Source organism: Actinomadura madurae (genome assembly GCF_900115095.1).
In the GTDB taxonomy this organism is placed as follows: Bacteria; Actinomycetota; Actinomycetes; order Streptosporangiales; family Streptosporangiaceae; genus Spirillospora; species Spirillospora madurae.
Genome location: NZ_FOVH01000001.1, coordinates 75,720 through 92,959, shown reverse-complemented (window position 1 = coordinate 92,959; position 17,240 = coordinate 75,720). Strand labels below are relative to the sequence as shown.

At 74.3% G+C, this 17,240-nt stretch carries 20 protein-coding genes; 9 read left to right on the top strand and 11 right to left on the bottom strand.

Features of this window, described 5'->3' with window-relative positions; translation table 11 throughout:
• The first annotated feature begins 22 nt into the window (after positions 1–22).
• The 4 genes from BM339_RS00440 to BM339_RS00425 all read left to right on the top strand — a co-directional run bounded on the left by BM339_RS00440 (position 23) and on the right by BM339_RS00425 (position 3,813).
• Positions 23–2,365 carry a glycoside hydrolase family 3 protein gene (locus BM339_RS00440; RefSeq protein ID WP_075019605.1) on the top strand — a complete coding sequence of 781 codons (2,343 nt, stop codon included), beginning with the start codon at positions 23–25 and terminating at the stop codon, positions 2,363–2,365.
• 59 nt (positions 2,366–2,424) lie between these two features.
• Positions 2,425–3,054 (top strand): MerR family transcriptional regulator, encoded by a 630-nt coding sequence (locus tag BM339_RS00435; RefSeq protein ID WP_021598714.1) that lies wholly within the window; start codon positions 2,425–2,427, stop codon positions 3,052–3,054.
• Positions 3,055–3,116: 62 nt separating this feature from the next.
• A complete protein-coding gene (locus BM339_RS00430) occupies positions 3,117–3,506 on the top strand; it encodes a YidH family protein (RefSeq protein WP_021598715.1) in 390 nt (129 codons plus the stop codon).
• A 7-nt stretch (positions 3,507–3,513) separates the two neighbouring features.
• Entirely contained in the window at positions 3,514–3,813 is a 300-nt protein-coding gene (locus tag BM339_RS00425; protein ID WP_021598716.1) for a DUF202 domain-containing protein, read from the top strand.
• 34 nt (positions 3,814–3,847) lie between these two features.
• Here the strand turns inward: BM339_RS00425 and BM339_RS00420 are convergent, their stop codons facing one another.
• Entirely contained in the window at positions 3,848–4,759 is a 912-nt protein-coding gene (locus BM339_RS00420) for a LysR family transcriptional regulator (protein WP_276525113.1), read from the bottom strand.
• Between the two features lie 37 nt (positions 4,760–4,796).
• Here BM339_RS00420 and BM339_RS00415 point away from each other — a divergent pair, with 37 nt between their 5' ends.
• The 4 genes from BM339_RS00415 to BM339_RS00400 all read left to right on the top strand — a co-directional run bounded on the left by BM339_RS00415 (position 4,797) and on the right by BM339_RS00400 (position 8,119).
• Positions 4,797–5,618, top strand: coding sequence for an SAM hydrolase/SAM-dependent halogenase family protein (locus BM339_RS00415; protein ID WP_075019604.1), 822 nt, complete (start codon positions 4,797–4,799; stop codon positions 5,616–5,618).
• Positions 5,619–5,644: 26 nt separating this feature from the next.
• Entirely contained in the window at positions 5,645–6,043 is a 399-nt protein-coding gene (locus BM339_RS00410; protein ID WP_177287600.1) for an NUDIX hydrolase, read from the top strand.
• Between the two features lie 124 nt (positions 6,044–6,167).
• Positions 6,168–7,256, top strand: a complete 1,089-nt coding sequence (locus tag BM339_RS00405; RefSeq protein ID WP_083597138.1) for an abortive infection protein — start codon at positions 6,168–6,170, stop codon at positions 7,254–7,256.
• 128 nt (positions 7,257–7,384) lie between these two features.
• On the top strand, positions 7,385–8,119 hold the full coding sequence (locus BM339_RS00400; protein ID WP_024935338.1) for an alternative oxidase: 735 nt from the start codon (positions 7,385–7,387) through the stop codon (positions 8,117–8,119).
• Here the strand turns inward: BM339_RS00400 and BM339_RS00395 are convergent.
• The 10 genes from BM339_RS00395 to BM339_RS00350 form a co-directional block, all read right to left on the bottom strand.
• A complete protein-coding gene (locus tag BM339_RS00395) occupies positions 8,100–8,510 on the bottom strand; it encodes a MarR family winged helix-turn-helix transcriptional regulator (protein ID WP_021596650.1) in 411 nt (136 codons plus the stop codon). The genes BM339_RS00400 and BM339_RS00395 overlap by 20 nt on opposite strands.
• A gap of 46 nt (positions 8,511–8,556) precedes the next feature.
• Positions 8,557–9,921, bottom strand: coding sequence for an NADH-quinone oxidoreductase subunit N (locus BM339_RS00390; RefSeq protein WP_021596651.1), 1,365 nt, complete (start codon positions 9,919–9,921; stop codon positions 8,557–8,559).
• A complete protein-coding gene (locus tag BM339_RS00385; protein ID WP_075019601.1) occupies positions 9,921–11,408 on the bottom strand; it encodes a complex I subunit 4 family protein in 1,488 nt (495 codons plus the stop codon). Before BM339_RS00385 ends, BM339_RS00390 begins: the two co-directional genes overlap by 1 nt.
• 5 nt (positions 11,409–11,413) lie before the next feature.
• Positions 11,414–13,000, bottom strand: a complete 1,587-nt coding sequence (locus tag BM339_RS52245) for a proton-conducting transporter transmembrane domain-containing protein (protein ID WP_276526549.1) — start codon at positions 12,998–13,000, stop codon at positions 11,414–11,416.
• A gap of 52 nt (positions 13,001–13,052) precedes the next feature.
• Positions 13,053–13,358: an NADH-quinone oxidoreductase subunit NuoK gene (gene nuoK / locus BM339_RS00375; RefSeq protein ID WP_021596654.1), complete on the bottom strand. Its 306-nt coding sequence runs from the start codon at positions 13,356–13,358 to the stop codon at positions 13,053–13,055.
• A complete protein-coding gene (locus tag BM339_RS00370) occupies positions 13,348–13,854 on the bottom strand; it encodes an NADH-quinone oxidoreductase subunit J family protein (RefSeq protein ID WP_021596655.1) in 507 nt (168 codons plus the stop codon). The genes nuoK and BM339_RS00370 overlap by 11 nt, the downstream gene beginning before the upstream one ends.
• 9 nt (positions 13,855–13,863) lie before the next feature.
• Positions 13,864–14,727 (bottom strand): complex I subunit 1 family protein, encoded by an 864-nt coding sequence (locus BM339_RS00365; protein ID WP_021596656.1) that lies wholly within the window; start codon positions 14,725–14,727, stop codon positions 13,864–13,866.
• Complete coding sequence (locus BM339_RS00360; protein ID WP_256255124.1) at positions 14,720–15,586, bottom strand: hypothetical protein; 867 nt, start codon at positions 15,584–15,586, stop codon at positions 14,720–14,722. Before BM339_RS00360 ends, BM339_RS00365 begins: the two co-directional genes overlap by 8 nt.
• A complete protein-coding gene (locus BM339_RS00355; protein WP_075019599.1) occupies positions 15,577–15,921 on the bottom strand; it encodes an NADH-quinone oxidoreductase subunit A in 345 nt (114 codons plus the stop codon). Before BM339_RS00355 ends, BM339_RS00360 begins: the two co-directional genes overlap by 10 nt.
• Before the next feature lie 80 nt (positions 15,922–16,001).
• A complete protein-coding gene (locus BM339_RS00350; protein WP_021596659.1) occupies positions 16,002–16,448 on the bottom strand; it encodes a helix-turn-helix domain-containing protein in 447 nt (148 codons plus the stop codon).
• A 192-nt stretch (positions 16,449–16,640) separates the two neighbouring features.
• Between BM339_RS00350 and BM339_RS00345 the strand changes: the two genes are divergently transcribed.
• The gene (locus tag BM339_RS00345) at positions 16,641–17,201 is read left to right on the top strand and encodes an ArsR/SmtB family transcription factor (RefSeq protein ID WP_021596660.1); all 561 of its coding nucleotides are present in this window, start codon (positions 16,641–16,643) and stop codon (positions 17,199–17,201) included.
• The last annotated feature ends 39 nt before the right edge of the window (positions 17,202–17,240 follow it).

Genomic DNA, 17,240 nt, shown 5'->3' with positions numbered 1-17,240 from the left:
CCCCCCGGCATAGGCTCGGCGGATGGACGACCCCCGCCTGCGCGCCCGTCTCGCGGACCTCAGCCTTGAGGAGAAGGTCCACCTCCTCACCGGCGACGGATTCTGGACGCTGCGCCCGCTGCCGAAGATCGGGCTGCGGCGGATCGTGATGTCGGACGGTCCGAGCGGCGTCCGCGGCACCGCCTGGGACGAGCGCGCGCCGAGCCTGCTGTTCCCGAACCCGTCCGCGCTCGCGGCGACGTGGGACCCGGCGCTCGCGGAGCGCGTCGGGCGGCTCAACGGCGCCCAGGCGCGCGACAAGGGCGTGCACGTCCAGCTCGCGCCGACGGTCAACCTGCACCGGACGCCGCTCGGCGGGCGGCACTTCGAGAACTACTCCGAGGACCCGCTGCTCACCGCCCGCATCGGCGCAGCGTTCGTCCGGGGCGTCCAGTCGGCGGGCGTCGCGGCGACGGTCAAGCATTTCGTCGGCAACGACTCCGAGACCGCCCGGAGGTCCTACGACGCGCGCATCGGCGACGACGCGCTCGATGAGCTGTACCTGCGCCCGTTCGAGGAGGCGGTGCGGGCCGGCGCCTGGGCGGTGATGGCCGCGTACAACGGGGTCAACGGCGCGTCCATGACCGAGAACCGGCCGCTGCTGACCGGCGTGCTGAAGGAGCGCTGGGGGTTCGACGGCGTGGTCGTCTCGGACTGGACGGCGATCCGCTCGACCGCGCCGAGCGCGAACGCGGGCATGGACCTGGAGATGCCGGGCCTGCCGCGGAGCCCGTGGCGGGCCAGGCTCGTCGCCGCCGTCCGGGACGGCGAGGTCGCCGAAGCCCTGATCGACGACAAGGTCCTGCGGGTCCTGCGGCTGGCCGCGCGGGTCGGCGCGCTCGACGGGTTCCCCGAGCCGCCCCCGGTGACGACGCCTCCCGATGCCCGCGACCGGCTGCGTGAGGTGGCTGTCAGGGCGGCCGTGCTGCTTCGGAACGAAGACGGGGCGCTGCCTCTGAACCCGCCGCGCAGGATCGCCGTCCTCGGCCCGAACGCCGTCCGGTTCAGCGCCCAGGGCGGCGGCAGCGCGCACGTCGAACCCGCCCGCGTCGTGACCCCGGTCGAGGGCCTCCGGCGGGCGCTCGGGGACGGCACGGAGCTGGTGGTCCGGGCGGGCGTCCACTCGCATACGCGCCTGGCTCCCCTGCCGCTCGGCCTGACGGCCGATCCGGAGACGGGCGAACCCGGCGTCCGCCTGGACTTCCTCGACGGCGACGACGTGCTGCTCGTCTCCGAGCACCGCATGGCCACGCGCTTCGTGCTCCTCGGCGGTGTGCCCGAGGGCACGGCGCGGATCGTCCTCCGCGCGCGGGTGACGCCGGCCGCGGACGGCGTCCAGACGTTCGCGGTCACCGGGACCGGCGAGTACGAGCTGCGGGTGGGCGAGGCGACCACGGCGGTCACGCTGTCCCTCGACGGCGGCGATCCCGTGGAGGGGATGCTGCGCCCGCCGGAGCACCGCGTGGAGGCGGACCTGCCTGCGGGAGTGCCCGTGCCGGTGGAGCTGCGCCATTCCCGCGCCCCCAGCCGGTTCGGGGCGTCGTTCGGCCTCGGCTACCACGAGCCGCACCCGTCCGAGGACGAGGAACTCGCCGCGGCCGTGGCCGCCGCCCGGGACGCCGACGCCGCGGTCGTGGTCGTCGGGACGAACGACGAGGTGGAGAGCGAGGGCTTCGACCGGACGTCCCTCGCCCTCCCCGGCCGCCAGGACGAGCTGGTCTCCGCCGTCGCCGCCGCCAACCCCCGCACGATCGTCGTCGTCAACGCGGGCGCGCCGGTGCTGATGCCGTGGCGGGACGAGGTCGCGGCCGTCCTGTGGGCATGGCTGCCAGGGCAGGAGGGCGGCGACGCGATCGCCGACGTCCTCACCGGCGCCGCCGAGCCCGGCGGGCGGCTGCCGACGACGCTCCCCGCGTCCGAGGACGGCGTCCTGTCCCCGGTCCCGTCCGAGGACGGCACTCTCGACTACGCGGAGGGCACCGTGATCGGCTACCGGCACTACACGCCCGCGCAGGTCGCCTACCCGTTCGGGCATGGGCTGGGCTACACGACGTGGGACTACGAGTCGCTCGCGTTCTCGGGCGATGTCGCGGAGGTGACGGTCCGCAACACCGGGAGCAGGGCCGGCCGGGAGGTCGTCCAGCTCTACGCGCTGTACGGCGGGGCGGTGCGGCTCGCGGGCTTCGCCGTCGCCGAGGCCGCGCCCGGCGCCTCGGTCACGGTCGCGATCACGCCGGACGAGCGGCTGCCCGCCCCGCGCGCCTTCCGGGCGGGCCGTTCGGCGGCGGACCTCCAAACCAGCACAACTTGGACAGACCTGGGATAACGCCGGTCGCAGGCGCTCTGACCTCGCTACCTTTGACCCCGCGTCAAGGGGGTGCCACGGTGCAGATCTCCGAGCTCAGCGATCGAAGCGGGCTCACGGTCCAGACGATCAAGTTCTACATCCGGGAGGGACTGCTGCCGAAGGGCTCGGCGGTGAGCGCGACCCGCGCCGAGTACGACGGCCGCCACCTGGAGCGGCTCCGGCTGATCAGCGCGCTGCGCGAGGTCGGCGACCTCCCGGTGGCGGCGATCCAGCAGATCATCGAGGCCGTCGAGGACGACCGCGCCGGCCTGCACGACCTCGTCGCCACCGCCCAGCACGCGATCGGCCCGCACGCCACCGCCCCGCACGACCCGCACTGGCGCGCCGCCCGCGAGGACGTGGACGCGCTCGTCCGCGAGCTCGGCTGGACGGTCGGCGAGCACGCCCCGGCCCGCGACCTGCTCGCGCACACGTTCGTGGCGCTGCGCCGCCTCGGCTTCCCGATCACGCTCAAGGACCTGCGCCCCTACGTGAGCGCCGCACGGGAGATCTCCGAGCACGAGGCCGGCCGGGTCACCGAGGGCACGCCCCGGGCCCGGACCGTCCACACGCTGATCGTCTCCACCGTCCTGTACGAGCAGGTCTTCACCGCCCTGCACCGGCTCGCCCTGGAGGACGCCTCGGCCCGCCGCTTCGGCCGCCCCTGACCCCTTCCTACCAGGCATTTCCGAGGAATTGGGTGTGTTTTCGTCGCCTATGATGGACGGCGATGACCGCGACCCAGCCCCCGGACCCCGCCGGCGGCAGGTGGACCGACCGCCTGCTCGCCGAAGGCAGCGACCCCGATCCGCGCTTCACCCTCGCCAACGAGCGCACGTTCCTGGCGTGGATCCGGACGGCCCTGGCGCTGATCGCGGCGGGGGTCGGCCTCTCCCTCGCCGGTGACCTGATCGACGCGCCGCTGCGCGTCGGCGTCGCCGCCGGCTTCGCCGCGGCGGGCGCCGCCGTGGCGGCCCTGGCGTTCCGCCGCTGGCTGCGCACCGAACGCGCCCTGCGCCGGTCCGAGACCCTCCCGCCGCCGGTCCTGGCCCCGGTCATCTCCTACGGCCTGGCGGTCGCCGCGGTCGTCCTGCTCGGTGCCCTGCTGGCCACCCGGTGACCGGCCGGTGAGACTGCGGGACCCGGGAGCGCAGCCCGAGCGGACCTCGCTGGCCTGGTCCCGCACGACGCTCTCGCTGATCGCCGCGGGCCTGCTGTGCGTCCGGCTCGCCCCCTCTACGGCGGCGGCGGCCGGCGCGGCGGCCGTCGTCTGCGGCAGTGCCGCGCTGATGCTCCGCCGCAACCGGACCGGTTTCCGCGCCCGCCGCGGCCTTCCGGAGGGCGGCGCGGCCGACCCGGTCTCGGTCCTGATCGCGACGGGGCTGACGATCCTGCTGGCCGCGGTCGCCGTCCTCTTCACCCTCTGAGGCCGCCGCCCCCGCCGGGTGCCGCCCGCGCCCCCTACGGCCGCAGATCGCCCGCGACGTCCCGCAGGTCCGCCAGGAACGCGGTGACGGCCGGGGACCTGCGCGCGTGCCGTCCCACCGCCGCGTAGACCGTCCGTCGCGGCCGCCCGGCCGAGACGGCGCGCAGCACCACCCCGTCCCGCGCCATCGCGGTGGCGGCCAGCGCCGGGACGAGCGTGACGCCGAACCCCTCCGCGACCAGGCCCAGCTTGGAGACCCACTCGGCGACCCGCAGCGGCGTCTGCGGGACGAACCCGGCGGTCTCGCAGCGGGCGCGCAGCGCGGCGATCGCCGCCGGGTCGTCGGCCACGATCCACGGCTCGCCGGCCAGGTCGGCCAGCCGGATCCGCTCCCGCGCGGCGAGCCGGTGGCCGTCCGGCAGCGCGACGAGCAGGACGTCCTCCAGCAGGGTCACCAGGTCGTCGGCGGCGATCGAGGGGATCTTGTGCGTGCTGACCAGCGCGACGTCGAGGTCGCCGGCCTCCAGCATCGGCAGCAGCCGCTCCGTCGTGCCCTCGCGCAGCAGCGGCCGGACGCCCGGATGGCGGGCCCGGAACCGGGCGAGGGCGCGCGGGACGAGCACGGCGTTCGCGGTGGGGAACGCGCCGAGCCGCAGCGTCCCGGTGTCGAGGCGGCGCAGCCCGTCGAGCGCGCGGGCGGTGTCGGCGAGCCGGTCGAGGAGGCCGCGCGCGTGCGGCAGCAGGTACTCCGCGGCCGGGGTCGGGCGGACGCCCCGGGCCCCGCGCGCGAACAGCTCCACCCCGCACACGTCCTCCAGCGCCGCGATCTGCCGGGAGACGGCCGACTGCGTGTACCCCTCGGCGGCAGCGGCGGCGGTGAACGAGCCGAGGTCGGCGACGGCGACGAACGTCCGCAGCAGGACGGGATCGAGGGCTTCGGCGCGCACGCTCCGGAGCATACGGGCACGTCGATAGCATCGCCGCATGCCCGGGAGCCGGCCCTTCGTCAGCCTCGCCACCGACTTCGGCGCGGCGTACACCGCGATCTGCGCGGGCGTCGTCCACACCATCGCCCCGGCGGCGACGGTGCTCGTGCTCAGCGACGAGATCACGCCGTTCGACGTCCGCGAGGGCGCGATGCTGCTGCGGCAGGCGCTGCCGTACTTCCCGGTGGGCGTGCACGTCGGCATCGTCGACCCGGGCGTCGGCACGCCGCGGCTGCCCCTCGCGATCGAGACCGGGCGCGGGGACGTCCTGGTCGGGCCCGACAACGGCCTGCTCGTCCCGGCCGCCGGGAGGCTCGGCGGCGTCGTGCGCGCGCACGTCCTGGAGAACCCCGCCTACCGGCTGCCGGAGGTGTCGGCCTCGTTCCACGGCCGCGATATCTTCTCCCCCGCCGCCGCGCACATCGCCGCCGGGGCCGACGTCGCCGAGCTCGGCGCGCGGGCGGAGCCGCTGCCGCTGGACGTCCCGCCGCCGGCGGTGGGCGACGGGGAGCTGACCGTCCCGGTGCTCTACACCGACCGCTTCGGCAGCCTCGTCCTCGGCGCCGAGCGCGGCGACCTGGCGGCGGCGTTCGGCGAGCTGCCGCCGGGAACCCCGCTGGACGTCGCCTGGGACGACCCCGCCCCCGGAGGCGTCCGGGTCACGTTCGAGGAGACCTTCGGCGGCGTCGCGCCGGGCGACCCGCTGGTGTGGATCGACTCGTCCGGCTGGGTGGGCCTGGCCGTGAACCAGGGCTCGGCCGCCACCGCCCTCGGTCTCGGCGGTGTGCGGACCCTCACCCTGCGCGCGATCTCCCCATGACGCCCGCGTGGGGGACACTGATCACCGTGGAAGATCTCGATGTCGTCGCGTGGATCCAGGTGTCGGACGGCCGGATGCTCGCGGTCCGCGCGCGGGGACGCGACCTGCTCTACCTCCCCGGCGGTAAGCGCGAACCGGGCGAGGACGACTGGTCGGCACTGTCCCGGGAGATCCGCGAGGAGCTGGATCTCGAACTCGACCGGACGTCCTTCCGGGAGCTCGGCGTGGTCCGGGCCCCGGCGCACGACCAGCCCGACTTCGTCCACGTGCGCATGGCGTGCTTCACGGCCGCTTTCCGGGGCGCGATGGCGGCGACCGGCGAGGTGGACGAGTACGTCTACGTGAGCCGGGGGGAGCGGCACCTGCTCGCCCCGGCGGCGCGGGCCGCGCTGGACCTCGCCGCGCGGCACGGCCTGCTCGCCTGACACCGACCTTCGGCGCGGCGCCCGGCGACCTTGGTCGCCGCGGAGGTGTCCCGGTGGCCGCTGCCCCCGAGAGCGGCCCCGGCAAGACTCGTCGGCGGGCGGTACGACCACCGAGGAGCAGGCCATGCCACACCAACCGATCAGCCGCAGGACGATGCTCGCCGGGACGGCGGCGGCCGCCGCGGGCCTCGCCGCCGGGCCCGCGCATGCCGCGCCCGCCGCGCCCGCCCGGGGCCGGCCGCTGCCGCAGCGCGGCGTCAACTACGACACCGAGCGCGAGGTGTGGAAGCCCGCGTACGTCCGGCGCGAGATGCGGGCGATCCGCCGCGACCTGCACTGCAACGCGGTCATCATCCTCGGCTCCGACCTGCGGCGCCTCATGCTCGCGGCGCGCTGCGCGGCGGACGAGGGGATGTTCGTGTGGCTGGAGGCGCGCCAGTTCGACCGGGACGCCCGGACGACGCTGCGGTTCCTCGCGTCCGTCGCCCGCGAGGCCGAACGGCTCCGCCGCGCGCATCCCGGCGTCGGCATCTCGGTCGGCTGCGAGCTGACCATCTTCATGGCGGGGCTCGTGCCCGGCGAGGACTGGATGGAGCGGGGCGCGAACCTCGGCACTCCGGCGGCCGCCGGCTACAACGAGCGGCTGAACGCATTCCTCCGGCGGGCGCTCACGACCGTCCGGCCGCTGTTCGGCGGACGCCTGACCTACACGTCCGGCGAGTGGGAGGAGGTGGACTGGCGCGGCTTCGACGTGGTCGGCGTCGACCTCTACCGGGACGAGTCGAACGAGGCGACCTACGCCCGGAACGTCCGCGCCCTGCACCGGTTCGGCAAGCCCGTCGTCATCACCGAGTTCGGCTGCTGCACCTACCGGGGCGCGGGCGACCGCGGCGGCATGGGGTTCGACATCGTGGACTGGACGCGGAACCCGCCCGTCGTCCCGCCGGGGTACGTCCGGGACGAACAGGAGCAGGCCCGCTACATCTCCGAGCTGCTGGACCTCTACGAGGCCGAAAGGCTGCACGGCGCGTTCGCCTACAACTTCATCGACCCCGGTGCCCCGTACTCGCCCGACCCGGGCCAGGACCTCGACATGGCGGGGTTCTCCCTGGTCAAGGTGCTTCCGCCGGACTCGGGCCTCGGCTACGAGCAGACCGGGCACTTCGCGCCGAAACTCGCGTTCCGCACGCTCGCCCGCCGGTACGCCCCTTAGACGGTCTCAGGGTCGCCCTTACTCCCCGGGCGGTACCGGAGGCGCCGGCCGATGATCGGGGCGCTGTAGGGGAGGTGTCGCTCGGCGGCGGATGCCCGGGCACGGACCGTGCACGCAGCATCTTCCCCATGACGAACACGACGCAGACCCTCACCCGCCCCGACGCCCCCGTCCACGCCGGCCCGCCGAAGCTCACGCCGCTGGAGCTGCGCGCCGCCCAGATCGAGACCCTCGAAAGCCCGCGGCTGAAGTACGGGCTGCTCGCCCGGATGCTGTTCAAGCAGATGGACCTGGTCTACGGCCGCGAGCGCACGCTCGTGAAGTTCACGATGCTGGAGTTCATCGCCCGCGTCCCGTACCAGGCGTGGGAGCGCATGGGCTACCTCTCGCTGTCGCGGCACCGCCGCCGCTCGGCGCTCGCCAAGCGCGTGTACGAGCGGATCGTCGAGACGCGCGAGGAGCAGGACAACGAGCAGTGGCACCTGCTGATCCTGCAGGACCTCGTCCAGCGGGACGGCGTGAAGCAGTCGTTCCTGCTGCACCGGCTGGCACCGTGGCTCGTGGCGTTCTTCTACTACCACGTGTCGTGGCTGCTGTTCCTGGTGCGGCCCGAGCTGAGCTACCGGCTCAACGCCGACTTCGAGGACCACGCCGAGCACGAGTACATGTCCTACGTGGCGGAGCATCCCGAGCTGGAGCACGTGGCCGCCCCCACGACGTACGCCGGGGAGTACGGCCGGTACGACACCGTGGCGGACCTGCTCCGCCAGATCGGCCACGACGAGCGGATCCACAAGCTCGACAGCCTGGTGAACATGCGGGCGCCCCGCTTCCAGGACGCGCCTACGCCAGCTCCTCGATGATCTTCTCCAGGGCGGTGCGGACGTGGCGCCGCTCCTCCTCCGACAGCGCGGCGGCGACTCGCTCCTCGAGCCGCCGCCGCGCCTCTTCGACGGGTTCCCGCGCCCGCAGGGCCTTGCCGGTGAGGTACAGCCGGACCAGCCGGGCGTCGGCCGGGTCGCGCCGCCGCACCACGAGGCCGGCGGCCTCCATCCGGGTGGCGGTGTTGACGATCGTCGGGGTGGTCAGGCCGAGCCGCGCGGCGACCTCGCCGGGCGTGAGGCCGTCCCGCTCCCACAGGGCCTCCAGGACGAGGTTCTGCCCGACGCGCACCCCGTGCTCGCTCATCGCCGCGTCCGAGGCGGCCCGCAGCAGCTTGTCCGCCCGGGCCAGCAGCCTCACCAGGTCGTCCATGCCGAATCCTCCAGGTCGTCCGGCTCCCCGGGGTCACCATTCCCGATCAGGGCAGAACAAGGCCGCTGCCGATGCCGAGGGCCACCGAGGCCAGGGCGGCGGTCACGGCGACCGCGGACGCCCCGCGCGCCGGGCGCGCCCGGCGCGCCGGCCGCCGGAACAGCGGGACGATCCAGCGCAGGTAGTAGAAGACGCTCGCGACCGTGTTCACGGCCGCGACCGCGGCGAGCCAGACGTGGCCGCCGTCGACGGCCGCGCCGAACATCAGGACCTTCCCGACGAACACGGCGGTCGGCGGCGTGCCGACGAACCCGAGGAGGCAGACGACGAGGGACAGGCCGAGGAGGGGGGAGCCGCGCATCAGCCCGGCGTAGCCGCCCAGGTCGTCCCGGCCGGTGGCCAGGACGACCGCGAAGGCGCCCACGTTCGTCACCGCGTAGGCGCCGAGGTAGTAGAGCAGCGCGGGCTGGGCCAGGTCGCTGCGGTCCGCCATGGCGACCGGGACGAGGAGGTAGCCCGCCTGGGCGACGGTCGAGTACGCCAGCAGCCGCCGGACGTTGTCCTGCGCGAAGGCGGCGAGGTTGCCGAGCGTCATCGTGGCCGCCGCGACGACCGCGAGGAGCACGGGCCGGCCGTCCGGCAGGGTCTCGGCTCCGAACCGGTAGAGGGCGGCCAGCGCGCCGATCTTCGGGACGGTCGTGACGTAGGCGGCGACGGCCGGCGGGGCGCCCTCGGTGACGTCCGGCACCCAGAAGTGGCCGGGGACGGCGCCCGCCTTGAACAGCAGCCCCGCGAGCAGCGCGACGAGACCCGCCGCGACCGCCGCCGGGGGCGCCTCCGCCAGCCCGGCCCGCAGCACCGGATACGCCGTGCCGCGCCCCACCCCGGACAGCAGCGTCACCCCGCCGAGCATGAGCACGCCGAGCAGCGCGCCCATCAGGTAGTACTTGAGCGCGGCCTCGGTCCCGGCCGCGTCCTTGCCGAACCCGGCGAGCGCGTAGGCGGGCAGGCTCGCCAGCAGGTACGCGGCGACCACCACGAGCAGGTCGGCCGAGGCGCCCAGCACCATCGTCCCGAGCGCCGACAGCAGGATCAGGACGTAGTGCTCGCTCTCCCTCGGATGCCCGCGCACCCGCCCGGCGGCGAGCACCACGACCGGCAGCGTCGAGCCGAGCACGGCGATCCGGGTGACGTGCGTGATCGGGTCGACGGCGAAGGAGCCGAAGGCCATCAGGTCGGCGCCGGCCACCGCGACCGCGGAGGCGGCCAGGCCCGCGGCGAGCCCCGCCGCGCAGACGACCGCGACGCGCCGCTGCCGGGCGCGGGGCAGGAACATCCCGTAGACCAGCCCGAGGACGGCGGCGGCGAGCACGCACAGCTCGGGGGCGAGGTCGGCGGGGTTCTCGTTCATCACCGTCCCACCAGCGCGACGACGGCCGCCGACAGCGGCTCGATCGTGTCGAGCAGCACGCGCGGCGCGACGCCGATCAGCACCGAGAGGGCCAGCAGCGGGGCGAGCGCCGCCAGCTCGGGCCACCGCACGTCGCCGACCAGCGGGGTCAGCTCGCCGGGCGGCCCGAGGACGGCCCGGTGCAGGACGCGCAGGAACAGCGCGGCCGTGATCAGGATGCCGAGCACGGCGAGGGCGCCGGTGACCGCCGTCGCCGCCGCGCCGCCGCCGATCGTCCCGGCGAAGATCTGGAACTCGGCGATGAACCCGGACAGGCCCGGCAGCCCGAGCGAGGCGAACGCGGCCAGCCCGGTCAGCCAGGCGAGCACGGGGGCACCTCCGGCGATGCCGCCGAACCGGCCGAGGTCGTAGCTTCCGGCGCGGTCGTACAGCACCCCGCACAGCAGGAACAGCGCGCCGGTGACGAGGCCGTGGCTGACCATCTGCGTGACCGCGCCGGTCACGGCGAGCCGCCGGGCGTCCGCGCCGCCGGACGCGTACCCCGCCGCGCCCAGGGCCAGGACGATGTACCCCATGTGGTTCACGGACGTGTACGCGACGAGCCGCTTCACGTTCTCCTGCGCGAGCGCCACCAGCGCCCCGTACAGGACGCTCACCAGGCCGACGACCAGCGCCACGAGGGCGTAGCGCCGCCACGCGTCGGGGAGCATCGGCATGGCGATCCGGACGAGCCCGTACGTGCCCATCTTCAGCATGACCCCCGCGAGGATCGCCGACCCGGCGGCGGGCGCGTCGGTGTGCGCGGGAGGCAGCCAGGTGTGGAACGGGACGACCGGCGTCTTGATCCCGAGCCCGATGCCGATGGCGAGGAGCGTCAGGCCGGCCAGGCCCGGCGACCCCTCCAGGGGAGGCGTGCGGGCCAGCTCGACCATGTCGAACGTGTTCGGGTCGGCACCCAGGTAGAGGCCGATGAAACCCAGCAGGAGGACCAGTGAGCCCAGAAACGTGTACAGGAAGAACTTCAGCGCCGACCGTGACCGGTCGCCGTGCCCCCACAGCAGGATCACGAAGTACATGCCGGCGATCGACAGGTCGAAGAAGACGAAGAACAGCAGGAGGTCGAGCGCCGCGAACAACCCCAGGCACACCGTTTCCAGGAACAGGAAAAGGATCGCGAACGCCCGCACCCGGTGCTCCTGCCGCAGCGAGTACACCGCGCAGGCCGCGAACAGGACGGCGGTGAGCGCCAGCAGCGGCAGCGACAGGCCGTCCACGCCGACGTGGTAGCCGGCCCGGACGGACGGGATCCACCGCACGTCCGTCTCGGACGAGACCCCGGCGCGGGTCCCGTGCACCGCCCACAGGCCGGCGACGAGCGCGACCTCGACGACGCAGGCGCCGATCCATACCAAGGGCACCGCGCGTCGCGGGACGGCGGGGAGCGCGCACGCGACCGCCAGCGGCAGGAAGATGACCAGCGTCAGCATCCCGCTCACCCGGCCAGCAGCGCGACGACGACGAGCACCGCGAGCACCACCGCGGCCTGGGCGTAGTACAGGTGGACCTGCCCGGTCTGAGGCCGCCGTGCCAGCGCGGCCAGGACCCGGGCCGCGGACCCGACCGCGCCGACCAGCCCGTCCACGCGGAACTCGACGCGACGCCCGGCGAGCCCGGCCAGGACTCGCCCGCCCCGCGCGGTCCCGCGCACCGCGCCGTCCACGACGCGGTCGTCGAACCGGGCCAGCGCCCGCGCCGCCGCGAAAGCGGGACGGACCACGCCCGCCGTGACGGCCCGCTCCAGATACAGCCAGTCCAGCGCCCATGCAGGTTCAGGAACCCGCCGGGCCGCCACCACCCCGGCGACCGTCACCACCGCGAGCGCACCGGAGAGGGCGACGACCCACGGTTCGGGCCCGGCCTCGCCCGCCGCCCCCAGCATGCGCCGCCAGCCGTCCGCCACGGCCGGAACACCGAGGACGCCCAGGGAGGCCGCCGCGACCGCCAGCGCCACCAGCGGCACCCGTTCCACGGTCCGCACCCGCGGCCCCTCGGACGGACGCAGCAGCATCACCAGGGCCTTGCCCGCGTACACGGCCGACAGCACGGACGCCGCGAGGCCGGCCGCGAGCAGTCCACCCGACCGCTCCACGGCGCCGCCCAGCACCTCGTCCTTCGTCACCCACAACGACAGGGGCGGGACGCCGGCCAGCGCGAGCGCCCCCACGCCGAACGCGACATCGACCACCCGATCGCGCCGGGCCCACATACCGGCGCAGAGAAAGAGCAGGCTCTTCACGGCCGCGTGCGCGACGAGCTGGGCCGCGCCGGCCCCCACCGCCCCGGCACCGGCCGCCAGCACCATGAAGCCGATCTGCGCGCACGTGGACGCCGCGAGGAGCTGCTTGAGGTCGCGCTGCGCCACCGCGACGGCCCCCAGGACCAGCGCGGTCAGCGCGCCCGCCCAGCTCACCAGGCCGGCGGCCCAGCCGGTCGCGGCCAGCAGCGGATGCAGCCGCATCAGCAGGTACGCGCCGGCGGCGACCATCGTGGCCGAGTGCAGCAGCGCCGACACCTGGCTCGGGCCCGCCATCGCCCGGGACAGCCAGAACGAGAAGGGCAGCTGCGCCGACTTCCCCAGCGCGGCGACGACGACACCGGCCGCGACGAGGTCCCGCCAGGGATCCCCGGCGCCGGCGAGGTCGCCGAACCGCAGCGAACGCGCTCCGGCCACGGCGAAACCCGCCGCCGCGTAGAGGCCGAGGTCGGCGGCCCGCGTGGTCAGGAAGGCGACGTTCGCGGACCGCACCCGGTCCGCCTCCGGCCACGCGTGGCCGATGAGCGCGTACGACGTCGCGCCCATGACCTCCCAGCCCATCAGCAACAGGAGCAGATCGGTCGCGGTGACCGTCACCGCCATCGCCGCCGCGAACAGCAGCATCAGCAGGTGGAACCGGGCCCCGAACCCCTCCCCCGCCGCGTGGACGAGCACCGCCGCCAGGACGACGGCCAGGGTCACCAGCAGCACGGCGGAGAGCCCGTCCACCGCCAAGCCACCCGGCCACCCCGGAAGCACAGTCACCTCGAATCTCCCTGTGGGGGGACGACCCCCCACACCCCCCGGTTCGCTCCGCTCATCCCTGGAGATCCCCGGCGTCATCCGTCATATCGACGTCACGCGCCCGGAACAGGGCGGTGACGACGGCGAAGCCCATCGCCATCTCCAGGGCCATCACCGTGATCGCGACGAGCACCAGGACCTGCCCGTCCGCCCTGCCGGGCGACACCCAGTACCAGAACCCGGCCGCCGCGACCACCACGCCGTTGACCATGAGTTCGATGCCCATCATCAGCATCACGATCGACTGCTGGGACAGCGCCCCGAACAGCCCGACGCAGAACAGCGCGGCGGCGAGCAGCAGGAACGTCTCAAGCGTCATCGCCGTACCGTCCCCGGTGCGCGGCCAGCACCACGGTCGCGATCATGGTGGCCAGGATGGCGACGCCGATCACCATCATGACGAGCATCGCCGGCCCCATGATCGCCTCGCCGAGCGCGACGGCCGGATCGGGCGGCGGCCGTCCCTCCCGCTGCGGCCACGGCACCGTGAAAACCCCGGCCGCCAGCGCCGCGAACGCGGTCCCGGCGATGGCGAGCGCTCCGCGCGTGTTGTGCCGCATCGCCATCGGCATGAGCCCGGCCGGGTTCATCATGTACATGATCATGAAGACGGCCATTACCAGCATTTCCATGATCATCATGAGCACGACCAGCACGCCGAGATAGCGCAGGCCGATTAGCAGCAGCTCGCCCCCGGCGCACAGGAACGACGCCAGCAGCGCGAACGTCGCGCGGGCCATCGAGTCCACGACGAACACGGCGACGCCGGATCCCACGGCGGCGACGGCGAGCACCCAGAACGCGACGGCCTCCACGGCCCCTCCTCACACGACGACGATCGCGACGACGAGCATCTGCAGCACGGCGGCGGGGATCAGGACCGTCCAGGCCGCGGTCATCGCGCGGTCCATGCGCAGTACGGGCAGGTGCCTGCGCGTCCACACCAGGAGGGCGAGGACGGCGCACGCCTTCAGCAGCGACCACAGCCACGCCGGCAGCAGCGGACCGGACCCGCCGCCGAGGAACAGCGGCACGGCGACGGCCGCGGCCACCGTCAGCAGCCCGTACCGTCCCGCCAGGAAGACGAGCCGGTCGGGTCCGGACAGCTCGGCCAGGACGCCCCCGGCCACGTCGCCGCCGGCGGGGTGGCCGAACGGCCCCCAGAACGCCATCGCCGCCGCCGACACCAGGTAGACGGCGAACGCGACCGGCATCCACACCGCGAACCACAGCCCGTCCTGCGCGTCGCCGATCACCCGCAGGTCCAGCGAGTGGGCGCCGAGCGCCGCGGTGATGAGCGCGAACATGTGCGGCAGCTCGTACGCGAGCCCCTGCGCGAGGAACCGGTACCCGCCGACCAGCCCGAACGCCGCGTTGACGCCCCACCCCGCCAGCCACACCGACGCCCAGGCCACGACCTCCATCGCGTTGAACCAGACGACGCCGACGCTCGTCCCGACCGCCGCGCTCCCGCCGAGGGGCACGACGAGGGCCGCGAGCGCCGCCGCCACCGGCAGCGAGATCACCCCGATCCTGGTCAGCAGCACATCGGACTCGGCGGTGACACGCCGCTGCGAGGTCAGCAGGCGCGCCGCCTCGCGGAACGGCTCGGCAGGACGTCCCGCGAGCGCGCCGTTCAGCGAGGCCGCCGCGAGCGCGAGCACCCCGAGCACGAGGACCTCAGCCATCGGCGCCCGCCCCGAGATCCGGATCGAGGCTCGCGACGATCAGCCGTGCCTGAGCCAGCTCGGCCCCTTCCAGCAGCGACGGCATGGCCTCCAGCACCTCGCCCCAGGGAGCGCGAGGCGGGCAGGGGCGCCCTTCCAGGGACGCGCCGATCTCCCGCAGCCACCCGTCCAGCCGGCGCTGCACGTCGCCGACGCCCCGCGTCATCCACCGCAGGGCCCACGAGCGCCGGACCTTCCACGCGAACGCGGCGAACCGCCTCGCCAGCGCATCGCCGGGCGCGCCCCTCAACGCCTCGTCCCGCAGGACGGCCGCGCGGTCCGCGGCCGCCTCCCATCCCGCGACGCGCAACAGCCGCGACACGCTGTCGAGACGCCCGGCCGCCTCCCGCTCCTCCGTCCAGAACGTCCCGCCGCCCGTGTCGACGGCGGTGACCTCGGCGGCCTGGACGACGTCCCCCTGCAACACCAGGTCGACCCGCAGCCCCGCGGGCCAGTACGGCAGGACGGGACCGAGCGGGACGTGCAGGACGTCCAGCCGTAACCCGTCCCGGTCGTCCGCCCGATCGGCCATGCCGGCGTCCAGGTCCAACGCCTCCCGAGAACCGCCGGCGACCCCCTCCAGGTCGGACGGCGAGGCGAGGACCCGCGGCTCGGGCATGTCCCGCCACACGACATCGATGGCGGCGGCCAGCGCGGGGCCGGGATTCCCGCACACCACGAGCATCCCCGTCTCCCCCGGCGACAGCGCGGGGCGCCACCCCCGCGACCGGAGCGCGCCCTCGGCCGCGAGCCGGTCCCGCGTCCCGTCCGCCGCCTGCACGACGAGGGGGCGCGGGGCCATGAACCGGCTCAGGCCCACCGCAGCGCCCCCTCCCGCCAGGCGTACAGGACGCCGACCAGCAGCAGCGCTAGGAAGACGAACATCTCCACGACCGCCTTGACGCCGATCGACGCGACGACGAGCGCCCACGGGTACATGAAGACCATCTCCATGTCGAAGGCGAGGAAGATCATCGCGACCGTGTACCAGCGCACGTGGTACCGCGACAGCGCGTGCTCCGCCGGCCGCGCCCCCGACAGGAACGGCCCGCTCTCGAACTCCTTGGGCGCCGTCACGAACGAAACGGCGTAGACCCCCGCCACGACGGCCCCCACCAGCCCGAGGACCGAGAGGACGACGGCGTACGGAGGCATTGCCCCTCCGGGGTACGGGTGGACCGGGCGCTAGTCCGCCTCTACCTGATCAGCCCGTGATCGAAACATCGCCGGCGCGGTCAGGCGTGCCGCTCGCGGTCCGCCTCGGCGGCGGCGAGGATCATCTCGTCCACGACCCAGCGTGCCTCCGGGGACAGGTCCACGAGGGCGCGCAGCACCTCGGGCCGGATGATGCCGTGCTCGACGTCCCGGCGCAGCGCCTTCAGCGTCAGATCGTCGCCGATCGGGTCGGACTCGCTGGAGAAGCCGAAGTAGCCGATCGGCACGCCGAAGAACGTGGCGAGTGCCGTCAGCGTCTTCAGCTGCGGGTTCTCCTGCCGGCCGGTGCGCAGCTTCCACACGGTGGTGGACGAGATGTCCTCGCCGGTGGCCCGCGCGATGGCGGCGGCCGTCTCGACGTTGTTGCGCGGCGGCCGGTCCTCCGCCGGCCACAGGTTCTGGATCAGCCACTCGACCTTCTCGGCGAGCGACGCCCCGGGCGGCACTTCCTCGGCTCGGCGCTGCATTCGGCTCCCTCCCCCGTCACCAGTGATTTAAGTTGACCACATTCGCGTTCGTCAGCCAAGGACATGAACCGTGGCGCCGGGACCACAGGGGTAGTCCGGGTCCGGCTCTCAGGTCGCAGGCCCCTCATCCCCTGCGGTGAACTTTGCCATGAGGCATTGCAAAGAGGCTTTGCAACTCTTAGCGTCCCTCCCATGAAGGAGCAACCGGTCCCGGAGGTGATCACCGATCCGCGGCAGGTGCGGCTGCTCGCGCACCCGCTGCGGCAGCGGATCGCCGAGATCATGAGGCGCGGGCCCGTCTCGTCCACCACGCTCGCCCGCGAGCTGGGCGAGAGCACCGGCTCGACGAGCTACCACCTGCGGCAGCTCGCCAAGTACGGGTTCGTCGAGGAGGTCCCGGAGCTCGCGCGCGGACGGGAGCGCTGGTGGCGGGCGGTGCCCGGCGACCGGCGGCTGCCCCCGTACGGCGAGCAGTCACCGGGCATGCGCGAGGCGGTGGAGGAGCTGACCCGGCTGGAGTTCGCGAACGAGCTGGAGATGCTCACGCGCTACATGCGGGAACGCGACGGGATGGGCCCCTGGGCGGACGCCCTGCTCTTCTCGTTCTCCACCATCACGCTCACGCCGGAGCAGGTGCGCCCCTTCTTCGAGGAGTACATCGCGCTCCTCTACCGCTACAAGCGCGCCGACGGCGACCCGCCGCCGGACGCGCGGACCCTGCACGCCAGATTCCTGGCGTTCCCGGAGGTCTGAAGCCCGGACCGCCGAGTTGCCCCTCGGCGGCCCGGGCGG